The organism is Campylobacter sp. IFREMER_LSEM_CL2151, from assembly GCF_025771725.1.
Taxonomy (GTDB): domain Bacteria; phylum Campylobacterota; class Campylobacteria; order Campylobacterales; family Campylobacteraceae; genus Campylobacter_D; species Campylobacter_D lari_C.
Genome location: NZ_JAKMQT010000003.1, coordinates 1 through 13,122, shown reverse-complemented (window position 1 = coordinate 13,122; position 13,122 = coordinate 1). Strand labels below are relative to the sequence as shown.

General features: G+C 28.4%; 10 protein-coding genes and 1 tRNA gene. 2 read left to right on the top strand and 9 right to left on the bottom strand.

Features of this window, described 5'->3' with window-relative positions; genetic code table 11:
• Positions 1 to 8: 8 nt before the first annotated feature.
• Entirely contained in the window at positions 9 to 2,411 is a 2,403-nt protein-coding gene (locus L8V82_RS03030; protein ID WP_263723966.1) for a tetratricopeptide repeat protein, read from the top strand.
• Positions 2,412 to 2,521: 110 nt separating this feature from the next.
• On the opposite strand, the gene L8V82_RS03025 is transcribed toward L8V82_RS03030, so the two are convergent.
• The 7 genes from L8V82_RS03025 to secA all read right to left on the bottom strand — a co-directional run bounded on the left by L8V82_RS03025 (position 2,522) and on the right by secA (position 10,041).
• Positions 2,522 to 2,596: transfer RNA gene (locus tag L8V82_RS03025), tRNA-Asn, on the bottom strand.
• 68 nt (positions 2,597 to 2,664) lie between these two features.
• Positions 2,665 to 3,573 (bottom strand): radical SAM protein, encoded by a 909-nt coding sequence (locus L8V82_RS03020; RefSeq protein ID WP_263723965.1) that lies wholly within the window; start codon positions 3,571 to 3,573, stop codon positions 2,665 to 2,667.
• On the bottom strand, positions 3,570 to 4,592 hold the full coding sequence (gene hemE, locus L8V82_RS03015; RefSeq protein ID WP_263723964.1) for a uroporphyrinogen decarboxylase: 1,023 nt from the start codon (positions 4,590 to 4,592) through the stop codon (positions 3,570 to 3,572). The genes L8V82_RS03020 and hemE overlap by 4 nt, the downstream gene beginning before the upstream one ends.
• Positions 4,593 to 4,604: 12 nt before the next feature.
• The gene (locus L8V82_RS03010) at positions 4,605 to 5,111 is read right to left on the bottom strand and encodes a YqhA family protein (protein WP_012661246.1); all 507 of its coding nucleotides are present in this window, start codon (positions 5,109 to 5,111) and stop codon (positions 4,605 to 4,607) included.
• An 11-nt stretch (positions 5,112 to 5,122) separates the two neighbouring features.
• Positions 5,123 to 6,139, bottom strand: a complete 1,017-nt coding sequence (locus tag L8V82_RS03005; RefSeq protein ID WP_263723963.1) for an aspartate-semialdehyde dehydrogenase — start codon at positions 6,137 to 6,139, stop codon at positions 5,123 to 5,125.
• Between the two features lie 12 nt (positions 6,140 to 6,151).
• Complete coding sequence (locus L8V82_RS03000) at positions 6,152 to 7,441, bottom strand: sigma-54-dependent transcriptional regulator (RefSeq protein WP_263723962.1); 1,290 nt, start codon at positions 7,439 to 7,441, stop codon at positions 6,152 to 6,154.
• Positions 7,442 to 7,449: 8 nt separating this feature from the next.
• Positions 7,450 to 10,041, bottom strand: a complete 2,592-nt coding sequence (gene secA / locus L8V82_RS02995) for a preprotein translocase subunit SecA (protein WP_263723961.1) — start codon at positions 10,039 to 10,041, stop codon at positions 7,450 to 7,452.
• 117 nt (positions 10,042 to 10,158) lie between these two features.
• Here secA and lolA point away from each other — a divergent pair, with 117 nt between their 5' ends.
• Positions 10,159 to 10,665 carry a LolA-like outer membrane lipoprotein chaperone gene (gene lolA, locus L8V82_RS02990; RefSeq protein ID WP_263723960.1) on the top strand — a complete coding sequence of 169 codons (507 nt, stop codon included), beginning with the start codon at positions 10,159 to 10,161 and terminating at the stop codon, positions 10,663 to 10,665.
• Here the strand turns inward: lolA and L8V82_RS02985 are convergent, their stop codons facing one another.
• Positions 10,666 to 11,310 carry a flagellar basal body-associated FliL family protein gene (locus L8V82_RS02985; RefSeq protein WP_263723959.1) on the bottom strand — a complete coding sequence of 215 codons (645 nt, stop codon included), beginning with the start codon at positions 11,308 to 11,310 and terminating at the stop codon, positions 10,666 to 10,668.
• A 14-nt stretch (positions 11,311 to 11,324) separates the two neighbouring features.
• A complete protein-coding gene (locus tag L8V82_RS02980) occupies positions 11,325 to 12,659 on the bottom strand; it encodes an ATP-dependent DNA helicase (protein WP_318529670.1) in 1,335 nt (444 codons plus the stop codon).
• Between the last annotated feature and the right edge of the window lie 463 nt (positions 12,660 to 13,122).

Sequence of the window (13,122 nt, the reverse complement as noted above, 5' to 3'; positions counted from 1 at the left end):
GAGAAAACATGGCCGAAGAAGTAACACTTAAAGAACAAGATAATCAAGAAAAAGCTTTCTCTGAGATAGATGAAAATCCAGGAGTAGAAGAGCAAGCTATCCCTCCTGGTATGATACCTCCTGAATTAGAGGAGGAAGAAAGCACCTTTCAAAGAGTAGAAGAAGAACCTCAAACACCACAACCTGAAGAGAAAAAAAAGCTTTTTGATAAAAAATTTATTATTTTAATTTCTGCGCTTGGAGGTCTTGCTCTAATACTGCTTGTAGTTTTAATTTTACTCATAGTCTTCAAAGAAGATAAAAAATCCGCTTTAAATACTCAAATCTTAGATGATAATACTAGCACAAGCATCACTAAAGTAAAACAATCAGCATTAGATCTTGTAGTGCAAAAAGCAAATTTATTATACGAAAAAGGTGATGTAGAAAGCGCTTTAGAACTTTATAATAATATTAATATTTTCAATCAATCCTTATCTAGCTATAATCTTGGCGTAGCTCAAATGAAACAAAAAGACTATGCTAGTGCCATTGAAAATTTTAAACAATCTTTAGAATTAGAAGAACATAAAGTAGCTGCGGCCATCAATATAGCTGTATGCTATTTTAATCTTGGTAATAAAGAAAAATTTAATTATTATCTTGACTTAGCAAAAGTACATTTACCACAAGATTCTAAATCATCTTTGTATGATTATTACCTAGGCTTAATTAATTATTATCAAGGATTTTATCCTGAAGCTTTACAGATGTTTATGCGTTCAAATAATATTAATGGATACCAAAGTGAATCTTACTACCTTGGAGCAAAAATTTATGCATTATTAAAATCAGAAAAAAATGCTATTGAATTTTTACAAAAACAAGAAGATTACGAAGCAAGTTTGCCCTTGGGCTTATTATATGCAAAATCAGGTGAATATCAAAAAGCTAAAGAATATCTTGAAAAAGCTTCAAAAATAGAAAATCATGAAGCAAGAAGTAAAGTTGCTCTAGCTTTAGTAGAATTAAAAACAGGGCAATTTGAAAGCGGAGCTCAAATTTTAAAAGCTTTATATATAAAAGATAGAAATATAGGTTCAAAATATTATAATATAAAAACTAGATTAAAAAGAAATTTTTCAAATATCGACATAGCCCAACAGCATTTTGCCAAAAGATTGATTACCGGAAAACAACAAATTTATGATTTGCTGTTTTACTTCTCGCCTTATCGTGTTTTTGATATTAAGCAAAGTATGGAGCTTATCACAAAGGCTGATTTGGGTAATTTTATACAAGGTTATGAATACGAAAATGAATTGCTTGTTAAAAGTAAGGCTTTATCAGGGGTTAATATAGAATTATCTCATGCTATTAATTTAGCTTTTAATTTTCATTTAAGAGAAGCAAATCAAGAATTTAAAAACTTAAGTGAAATTTATCATGCTCACGATGTAATTCATTATAATCTTGCGCTAACTTATGCACAATTACAAGATTATAACAATGCCTATAAGCATTTTTCAACCGCATATCATTTAAATCCCAAAAATTATATCGCAGGGATTTTTGCTATATATTGTATGGATTTAGTAAAAAAAGATTATACTAAACTAGCTAATGAACTTTTAGAAAATCTCCAAGCAGACAACACTATAGATCAAAATCATAATATATTTAAATACTTATTGCATTTAGCCAAAAATGATTTTACCGCCATGATCCCTTATTTAGATAATCTTTCAAACACAAACAATACACCTTTAGAACTAATGTTTGCTATTATAGCTGCTAATGGCAATAATCTTGAAACTTTAAGAAATCAAAAAATTAAGGAATTAAAAGATCTATTAAATAAAGATATTATTAGCAATATTTTATATTTTAATTCTAAAAATACAAATCTTGATATTAAAGAGTATGCCAAACAAGCACAAATGTATTTTTTAACTACCAAACTTGATTATAATTCTTTATTTGGCGGAGCTGGAATAGTTAAAGATAGTTATGTAACACTTATGCAAATAACAGGCTTGCTTAATCATGTTAGAAACGACATTAAAAAAAGACTTGCCATGAGCAATAAAAACTCCATCGGGCTGATTTTTGCTCTAGCTTATGTTGATATTTTTGCAAAAGAATACCAAGAAGCATATACGCTTTACAATATTTTAATAGATGATTATAAAATCAAAGATGCGCAAACTTTATTTTTAGCTGCAGTTGCAGCAATAGGCTCAAACAATCCAAATTCAGCTATAGCCTTACTTGAACTAGCAAGATTGGAAAACGAAGAAACCTTAGAAGCAAGGCTTGCTTTAGGACTTTTATACCATGAAGTGCAAAACCTAGAACCTGCTATGTTTCAATATGAAAAAGTAGGTAATAATTTTGAAAGCAAATTCTTTACTTTTGATATTAAAAATTAGTATTTTCATAAAACAAGAAAATACTAATTAATTCTTAAAAAATATATACAAAAATAAATTATAAATTAACTTGTTAATACACTATAATATATGGGAATAATTTTATGAAGTGGCTCCGGATGTAGGATTCGAACCTACGACCAATCGGTTAACAGCCGACTACTCTACCGCTGAGCTAATCCGGAACATCAATAAATAAGAAATGGTATTATATAAGAAAAAACAACTTTTGTCAAGAGTTTTTTACAAAAAATTATATTTTTTTATAAAAATTTACTCCTGCTAAATTTTTTACAACGACTTTTTGCTCTTTAATTAATTTTTCCAATACCTCTTTGCTATATTGACTAAATTTATTTTCTATATCAAATTCACTTTGCGCTCTAAGCTGTAACATCTTCAAAAGCTCTTGAGTATTAAAATCAATCTTTTCGCCTTTATAATAATGCTTAGCAAGCACAACAGGCACACTAGTAATATACATACTTAATTCTTCTAATTTTTCCATAGATATACCTTTAACAGGATAAGCTGGAGGTCTATCAATAGTGCTAAAATCTACTCTTGATGGCTTTATTTTATCAAATACTTCATTTAAAGCTAACATTTCTTCTTTACTATCATTTAAGCCTTGTACAATCAATACTTCCATGATAAGCTCACCTGGAAATTTTTTCCTAAAAATTATCATTTTTTCAATCATTATTTCAAGCTTAATTTGTTTTAAAGCTCTATCTATCCTATAAAATGTTTTTTCTTTAGCACTATCAAGACTGAATTTAACCACATCAATATCCATTAAAGCATCAAATGCATGTGTATTTAACACACCACTACCATTACTTAATATTAAGAGTTTTTTATCTTGTTTTATTTTATTTAACTCACAAACTAATTCTTTTAAATGAGGATATAAACTAGGTTCACCATTTGCAGTTAATGTAAGAAATTCAAATTTCACATTACTAGATAAAGCTTGTTTTACTTGTTCTAAGATATCTTGAATTTTTGGATATACTAAAGATTTTTCCACAGGTTTTGCAGCTTGCAACTCACAATATACACAATCAAAATTACATTGCTTTTGATTTGGACTTAAATCAACCCCTAAAGAAAGCCCAAATCTTCTTGAGCTTATGGGGCCAAAGGTAATTTTATTCACTTTTTAGATTTCTCTTGAACTAACTTGATAAAATATTTAGCATTTTCAACAGGAATATCAGGCAAAATACCATGTCCTAGGTTAAAAATATGTGCACTATCTTGCATGATATTTAAAATTTTATCCACTCCTATTTCAATCGCCTTTTTATCATACAATCTACAAGGCTCCATATTGCCCTGTAAAGTGTATTTAGCGCTTAGTTTTTCTTTTGCTAATTCTAAAGGCGTACTCCAATCTACACCAAAAACATCAAAATTACCACTTATATCATCTAAAAATCCACTAACACCTTTAGGAAATAAAATCACAGGAATATGTGGATATTTTTCTTTAATAAAATCAGCAATTTCAAGCATATATTTAAAAGAAAACTCAAAAAACATTTCTTTTTCTAAAGCACTTGCCCAACTATCAAATATCTGTATAGCATTAGCACCTGCTTTAATTTGCTCTTGGATATAATACTTTAAAGCCAAAGTGAGTTTAGATAAAATTTGATGTAAAAATTCAGGATTTTGATAAACTAATTTTTTACATTTTGCATAATTTTTGCTACCACCACCCTCTATCATATAAGTAGCAATAGTCCAAGGACTTCCACAAAAACCAATCAAAGCTTTATCATACACAAGTTTTTCTCTAGTAAGTGCTAGTGCATCATAAACATAAGAAAGATTTTTAACACTTTTTTCAACATCTAATCTTTCCAAATCTTCCTTAGTTTTAATGGGATTTGAAAATACCGGCCCTTCGCCTTTTTCAAATTTTAAATCCATACCCATTTCTAAAGGCACCACTAAAATATCTGAAAAAATAATAGCTGCATCAACACCCAAAATATCCACAGGTTGCAAAGTAACTTCACTTGCTTTTTTATAGTCCTTGCAAAGTGATAAAAAATCTCCAGCGCTTGCTCTAACTTCCATGTATTCAGGTAAATATCTTCCTGCTTGACGCATCATCCAAACTGGAGTATAAGGGGTTGATTTTTTAAAACACGCATCAATAAAAACCATTTTTATTCCTTATTAATGATCACTTTTATGCAAGAAATAAAGCCCCACACAAAGAGCCAAAATAGAACCTGCCAAATAAGTCATATCCAAAACTGTATTAAGTTGCATTTGTAAAATTCTTTGGAAAAAATTTACAACTAAAACCATGATAATTACTTTTGCAAGCTTATCTTTTAGCTGATCCAAACTATGCACTTCTAAAACTTTTGACTGCTTTGTTTGTTTAAAATCCTCTATTTCGCTAATAAAAAGCTCATAAATTCCAAAAGAGAAAATAAATAAAACCAAAGCCATCAAATATAAATCCACAGCTCCTATGATCAAACCAACAATATCTTCATGCAAATCTACCGTAGAATTTGGCAACATAAAGTATTCAAATACATACTTTAAAACTTTAATCACATCATAACTTGCGATAAAAAATAAAACAAAAGCTCCTATTAAACCAAAAATTACAGGTAAAATAGTAACCAAACGACTTTTAACTAATAAATTCTCAAAAAATCTTTCTAGCATTTTTCTCCTTTTTAAACCAATTCTAGCCATTTTTGCGCAATACGCACTGCATTTGTAGCAGCTCCTACACGAATTTGATCAGCCACGCACCATAAATGTAAAATGTTTTTGTGATTAATATCACGTCTAATTCTTCCTACATAAGTTTCGTTAGTATCACTTGTAAAAAGTGGCATAGGGTATTTTTTATTTTCTACATCATCAATCACAACAACACTTGGTGCTTTAGAAAGTATCTCTCTAACTTTAGCAACATCAACATCTTTTTCAAAATGCATAGTAATGGCTTCACTATGACTTCTAAGCACAGGGACTCTTACGCAAGTGGCTGAAATTTCAAGTTTTTTATGCAATATTTTTTGCGTTTCATTCACCATTTTTAATTCTTCTTTGGTGTAGCCATTGTCGCTAAAAACATCGATTTGAGGAATCAAATTTAAAGCTAAGGTATAAGGAAAAGTTTTTGCTTCAAATTCATCTAATTTAAAAGCAAAAAAACTTTGCATTCCTTGAACCAATTCTTCCATACCTTCTTTACCTGCGCCACTTGCTGCTTGATAAGTACTTACGTCTACTCTTTTTAGATTAAATACATCATCAAGTGGTTTTAAAACATGTACCATTTGTATAGTAGAACAATTTGGATTAGCAATAATTCCTGTTTTTTCCCAATCTTTAATATCTTCACTATTACATTCAGGAACCACTAAAGGAACATTCTCATCCATTCTAAAATGACTTGTATTATCAATTACCACAGCACCACATTCTACTGCGTATTTTGCATACTCAGCACTTATATTTCCTCCAGCGCTAAAAAAAGCAATATCTACAGGATTTTCTTTAAAAACATTTGGAGTTAATTCTTTTACTTTATAACTTTTACCTCTAAATTCTACTTCACTACCTGCGCTTTTTGCACTTGCTAATGGTAAAATACTTTCAACTGGAAAATCAAGCTCGTCTAAGACATTTAAAAGTTCTTCACCAACTGCTCCTGTTGCACCTACAATAGCTATTTTTTTCATTGTCCGTCCTTTTTAAGTAATATTATATTTTTTCATTTTTTCACTAAAAATTTTCTCACTCATCCCTATAAGCTTAGCTGCTTCTGTAATATCTTGTGAATTTTTTAAAGCTTCTAAAATCAATTCTTTTTCAAGATTTTTAATATCTTTACTTTTTCTACTTTCTAAGAATAAATCTTGAGCACTAATCTCATCATTTTCACTTAAAATACAAGCTCTTTGTATAATAGAAATCAACTCTCTAATATTACCTGGAAAATCATAAGCTAGCAAAGCATCTTGTGCTTCTTGACTTAAAGTTTTTTCATTAAAATCATATTCTTTACACGTATCAAGTAGTACCTTTTGCGCAATTTGTAAAATTTCTTCTTGACGCTCTCTTAGTGGTGGTATATTAATAGGAATAGTATTAAGTCTATAATATAAATCTTGTCTAAATTCATTATCTGCAATCTTTTTTTCTATATGAGCATTAGTTGCACTAATAATTCTTACATCAATCTTTATACTTTTAGTACTTCCTAATCTTGTAATTTCTTTTTCTTGCAAGGCTCTTAATAATTTTGCTTGAATTTCATAAGGCATTTCACCTATTTCATCTAAAAACAAAGTGCCCTCATTAGCAAGCTCAAATAATCCTATTTTAGTAGTATTAGCATCAGTAAATGCACCTTTTTCAAAACCAAAAAGCTCACTTTCTATCAAATTTGATGGAATTGCCGCCATATTAATTGCTACAAAAGGCTTTTGTGCTCTTTTTGAATTTTTATGCACAAAATTTGCAAAAACTTCTTTACCTACCCCACTTTCTCCAAAAAAAAGCACACTTGCATCTGTTTTAGCAGCTTTTGTAGCTAATTTTAAACAATTTTCCAAAGCCTTAGAAGTGCCATAAAAATCTTGATTTTCATCTTTTTTGACAGTCTTTTTATTTGTTTTTTTAGAAGTCTTTTCTTGAATTATTTTTGCGCGTTTTATCGCAGTTACTAAAGTATTAATATCAAATGGTTTTACTAGAAAGTCTTTTACCCCAAGCCTTACTGCCTCTATAGCACGATTTAGTGTTGCATTACCTGTAATAATAATAAAATCATATTTATTCTCACAAGCTTGCACAAATTCAATACCATCCATACCTGGCATATTAATATCTGTAATAATCAAATCAACATCATCATTTAGTTTCTTTAAAGCTTCAGTTGCTGATTTATAAGATTTTATAGTAAATTCTTCATACTCACTCAAAGCAATTTCGAGTGATTTTCTCATATTTATATCATCTTCAACTATAACTAAATTCATTACATACCTTAAGCTAAAATACCTTTTTTAGGACCACTTTTACCATGGCATTCTTTATATTTTTTACCACTACCACAAGGACAAGGTGAATTTCTAGGCACTTTAGTAATTTGCGCTTCACCGTTTTCATCAACACCACTTTCTGTGGTATTAGCTAAAAACTGCTCGTTTTGCTCGTGGCTTTTTTCTTCAAAATTTTGTGCTTCTTTTTGAGTAAAAACTACATTAAATAGTAATTTTAAACTATCAAATTTAACACGCTCAACAAGCTCCATGAAAAGATTATAGCTTTCTTTTTTATATTCTACCAAAGGATCTTTTTGATTATAACTTCTTAAACCTATACCAGTTTTTAAAATATCCATTTGGTATAAATGTTCCCTCCATAGATTATCTAAAATTTGAAGATATAAAATTCTTTCAATTCTTCTAGCTTCTTTATCTTCAATAATACTCATTTTATCTTTGTAAGCTTTTTCTAAAATTTCACTTAATTTATTTTCTACTTCAATTACACCTAAATCTTTAAAATCAGCTTCGCTAAGCTCAAGATTACACTCATAACTTACTTTTTGTTTTAAACTTTCAAAATGTTTAACATCATCTTCAAGATCTGCATTTAGATAAATTTGACTTACTAAATGATTACTATATTCAACAATATTTTTTAAAATTTTATCTTGCAAGTCAAATTCTTCATCTAATAATTCATTTCTATAATTATAAATAGTCTTTCTTTGTTCATTAGCCACATCATCATATTCAAGCAAGTGTTTTCTACTTTCAAAATGCAAGCTTTCAACTTTTTTTTGTGCATTTTCAACAGCTCTTGTAACAATGCGACTTTCTATATGCTCACCCTCTTCTATACCTAATCTTTCCATGATATTTTTAATGCGATCACCACCAAAAATTCTCAAAAGATTATCCTCTAAACTTAAATAAAATCTACTTACACCAGGATCACCTTGACGTCCTGCACGCCCACGAAGTTGATTGTCTATTCTTCTGCTTTCATGGCGCTCAGTTCCTATGATATAAAGCCCTCCTAGAGCTCTTATTTCATCATCTATTTTTATATCAACCCCACGACCTGCCATATTGGTAGCTATAGTTACTGCGCCTTTTTTACCCGCATCTTGGATAATTAAAGCTTCTTGCTCGTGATTTTTAGCATTAAGCACATGATGAGGAATGCGTTCTTTTACAAGCATATTATGAAATACTTCACTTCTTTCAATACTTGCAGTCCCTACTAAAACCGGTTGACCTTTTGCGTTTGCTTTTTTTATCTCTTCAATAACTGCTTTAAATTTTTCTTCTTGTGTTTTATAAATCAAATCATCTTTATCTATTCTTGCAACCGGTATATTTGTAGGTATAGAAACTACGTCTAAATTATAAATTTGAGAAAATTCTGTTGCCTCAGTTTGTGCAGTACCTGTCATACCTGCTAATTTTTTATACATTCTAAAGTAATTTTGGAAAGTAATATCTGCTAAAGTTTGACTCTCTTCTTGAATTTTTACCCCTTCTTTAGCCTCTAATGCTTGATGCAAGCCATCACTAAAGCGTCTTCCTTCACTTAGCCTTCCTGTAAATTCATCAACAATTACAACTTCTTTATCTCTTAATACATAATGCACATCTTTTTCAAATAAATTATGTGCTTTTAAAGCCTGATCAAGTTGATGGGCTAATATTGCATTATCTAAACTATATAAATTTTCTACTCCAAATAATTTTTCTGCCTTAGAAATTCCAGCCTCTGTAATCATGATAGTTCTATTTTTCTCATCGACAACAAAATCACCACTTGGCAATTCTTGAGGAGTAGCAGCTGCTTGGCCTTTTTGCATTTGTTTTGCTACTTCATTTGCTTTAATATAACCATCTAAAGTTCTATTTGTAGGCCCACTTATAATAAGCGGAGTTCTTGCTTCATCTATTAAAATACTATCTACTTCATCAACTATAACAAAATTATGTTCTCTTTGCACTTTTTCAAGTTTTGAAAATTTCATATTATCACGCAAATAATCAAAGCCAAATTCATTATTTGTACCATAAGTTATATCACACTCATAAGCTTTTTTATGCGCTTCATCGCTATTTTGCTCTGAAAGTATCACCCCCACACTAAAACCTAAAAAATTGTAAATGGCACTCATTTGCTCTGCATCTCTTTTGGCTAAATAATCATTTACAGTAACCACATGCACACCCTTGCCACTCATAGCATTTAATACAACAGGTAAAGTTGCAACCAAGGTTTTACCTTCCCCAGTTTTCATTTCAGCGATTTTTCCCTCATGCAAAACCATACCACCGATTAATTGTACATCAAAATGACGCATATTAAGCGTTCTTTTTCCTACTTCTCTAACTATTGCAAAAACATCATTTAGTATTTGGTCTAAAGTTTTTTCTTCTTTTTGAATTTGTGTTTTAAAATCTATAAAATTTTGTTTTAATTCATCATCACTTAAATTTTGGTATTTTGACTCTAAAGCATTAATTTGCGCAACTCTCTTTAAATATTTTTTTACTTCTCGATCGTTTTTGGTGCCAAATATTGCTTTAAATACACTAGAAAACATTTTTTTACCTTTAATTACAAAAATATATGCTAGATTATACCTTGATTTTAATTAGAACTATATAAAAGTTTTATTTGCATAAATTTTATATAATTTGTTAAATTTTAAAGGATAATTATGAAATATTTTATATTTTTAATGATATTTGCTTGTAATATTTTTGCTTTTGATATAAATTTTAAAAATTTTAGCAGTGATTTTGAGCAAAAAGTGCAAAGTAACAATTCTTCACTAAACTATAAGGGAAATTTTATCATTACTCAAAATAAAGCTTTTTGGAATTACACTAAACCAAATAAAAAGCAGATTTATATCAATAACAAAGAAGTTATTATCATAGAACCTGAATTAGAACAAGCCATTTATACTCAATTGCAAAATTTACCAAATCTTCAAGCAATTTTTAAAAATGCAAAATTAATATCTCATGAAAATTATGAAGCAAAATACGAAAATATCACATATAATATCAAACTAGAAAATGATAGCCTTAGTAGTATTTCTTATAAAGATGAATTAGGAAATTTAGTTAGTATTTATTTTTACAACCAAAAATTTGATCAAAATATTAACGAAAATATTTTTATACCAAAAATCCCAAGTCATTTTGATATAATCCAATAATCAAAATGGTATCTCTTTAAACAAATCTTGTTCTTTGCTTGGTGCTAACATTTGCATTTGGGTATTTTTCATAGTTTTTAAAATCATATCCATAGCTTCTTTGCTTGCATTAACATCTTGATTGAAACTTATATTGTCATCTTTAACACTGCTTGTTTGAGTAGCATTCATATCTTTTGATTGGGTATTATTTTGATCTGAAGTTTTAGTAACTTTAAGAATATTTTGAATTTCTTCTTGTTTAGCAGTTTCTTTTAAATCTTCATCCTTTTTTTCTAAATCTTTTACAAAACGCTTCAGTTCTTCTATATCAAATTGAGCTACTGAATTAATTTTTAGAATGTAAATATTTTTTATTTGAGTTTTGTATTTTTTATTGCTAAATTTAAGCAAAGTTTCTTTGAAGTTGTTTTTACCCACTTCTGTGAATAAATCTTCATAAAAATAACTAGATACAATAGTGTTTAAAGCATCAATAATTTTCTTTTGGTCTAAATTTTCTCCCTCAAAATCCAAAGTCATTTCAATCTTTTTTAAAGTATTATTTCCAACCTTTGAATACAAATCTGTTCTAAAATCTTCTATACTTAAAGAATTAGCATAAATACTACAAAAAGAAAAAAATAAAATTACCACCCATCTCATAATCATTCTCCATCTTATTCTAAATTTACAAACTTTTCTTGTAGATAAAATTGTTTTACCTCTTTATCGAATTTTAAAATTTTTAAAAAATAATCCTCAAAAGGCATTTTATAATTATATACGATTTTTAAATTACTTGGATTAATAGCTCTTGATAAGCATACATATAATTGCCCTTTTTCAAAAATTCCATCAATATCACATATTAATTTATCTATACTCATACCTTGAGATTTATGGATTGTTATAGCATAAGCTAGTTTTATAGGAAATTGAACAAATTTAGCTTTTATCTTAACTTCTAGTTTTTCATCTTTATCTAGCTCATACTCTTCTAAGGTATATTCATATGATTTTAATTTCAATCTTTCACCATTATTTTTTTCTATCAGAATATATTCTTGCTCTTTATCTTTTATAAAATCTAAAACAACACCTTGCTCCCCATTATAATAATTTTCTTCTTTATTATTCACACAAAAAATAATCTTAGCGCCTATTTTTAATTTTAACTCACCCAAAGAATTAAGTCCGTTAATCCACTGCTCGTAAGTTTTATCATCTAAAGTATAGTCTAGTTTTTCAGCTTTTGCTTTAAATATACTTTCTTTACCTTGTAAAAGATTTAATTTTTCAGTATTAATATGATTAGTTTTTTTATTTGTGGCACATAATAGAGTATATTCATCCATATACTCAAGTAAATTTTTTGAACTAATTAACATTTTTTTAAAGAAATTTAGCATTTCTTTATTTACTTCACCCATTCTAAGAAAAAACAAATATTCATAAAATTGCTTATCTAAAGTTCTTTTTGTAATACTAAGTTTTAAATTAATAAATTTAAGATCATTCCAAGCTTGCGAAGAAAAAGCATATAAAGTATTTTGAAATAAAGTATTTTGAGTTTGATTTTCTTTATACTTAACCACGGGTGGAAGTTGAAAAAAATCTCCAACTAATAAAATTTTACCATTAAAACCACTTCTTGATAATCTATAATAAATCATTTCCATCAATGAAGCGCTTACCATAGAGATTTCATCAATAACCAATAAATCACATTGTTTTAAAATTCTCTTTAATTTTTCTAGTTTATCTTTTTGCTTTCTATCTTCATAATACAACTCATCATAATTTTGACATCTTTTAAAAGCAAAAAAACTATGTAAAGTAACACCACCTATATTAAAAGCACTAAGTGCAGTAGAACCCAATACAACGACAATTTTTCCTTGAACTCTATAAGATTTTATAAGCTCCATAGTTAAAAAAGACTTACCAACACCTGCACCACCACTTAAAAATATGTTATTATCTCTTAAAAAATTTTCCAATCTACTCAATATCATCTTAACATTATATTATAATCTAGTAAAACCCTTATAAAAATCTCTTACAAACTAATTTATATTTTTTATCAATTAATACCTTATCTAATATAAACAACCAAAACCTATCATCCACAATTGATTCAAACACCAAATTAAAGTATTGCTACTAGCCTAGCTACTATCTCGCCAAAAAATCCACCACCAACTAAAAATATAAAAACCACTAAAAACCTAAAAAACAAATTTACTATAAGCAATTTAAAATTAAAAAATTAAAACAGTCTAGCCAATTAAATTACTAAAGATATAGAAATAAAAACATAAATACAACCACCCAAAAAACAAAAGATAAATCACTAAAGTTCATAATAACTAAACCACTAAATAAAAACCATAAAAATAAAATAATAAACCCAACCCATCAAATAAACCATTAAAACAATTCAACAACCAACAACACAAATCTAAGCCATAAGAA

Coding starts and splice junctions, on each gene's coding strand:
- lolA (WP_263723960.1), top strand. CDS start 10,159: ATGAAATATTTTATATTTTTAATGATATTTGCTTGTAATATTTTTGCT.
- secA (WP_263723961.1), bottom strand. CDS start 10,041: ATGTTTTCTAGTGTATTTAAAGCAATATTTGGCACCAAAAACGATCGA.
- L8V82_RS03000 (WP_263723962.1), bottom strand. CDS start 7,441: ATGAATTTAGTTATAGTTGAAGATGATATAAATATGAGAAAATCACTC.
- L8V82_RS03005 (WP_263723963.1), bottom strand. CDS start 6,139: ATGAAAAAAATAGCTATTGTAGGTGCAACAGGAGCAGTTGGTGAAGAA.
- L8V82_RS03010 (WP_012661246.1), bottom strand. CDS start 5,111: ATGCTAGAAAGATTTTTTGAGAATTTATTAGTTAAAAGTCGTTTGGTT.
- hemE (WP_263723964.1), bottom strand. CDS start 4,592: ATGGTTTTTATTGATGCGTGTTTTAAAAAATCAACCCCTTATACTCCA.
- L8V82_RS03030 (WP_263723966.1), top strand. CDS start 9: ATGGCCGAAGAAGTAACACTTAAAGAACAAGATAATCAAGAAAAAGCT.
- L8V82_RS02985 (WP_263723959.1), bottom strand. CDS start 11,310: ATGAGATGGGTGGTAATTTTATTTTTTTCTTTTTGTAGTATTTATGCT.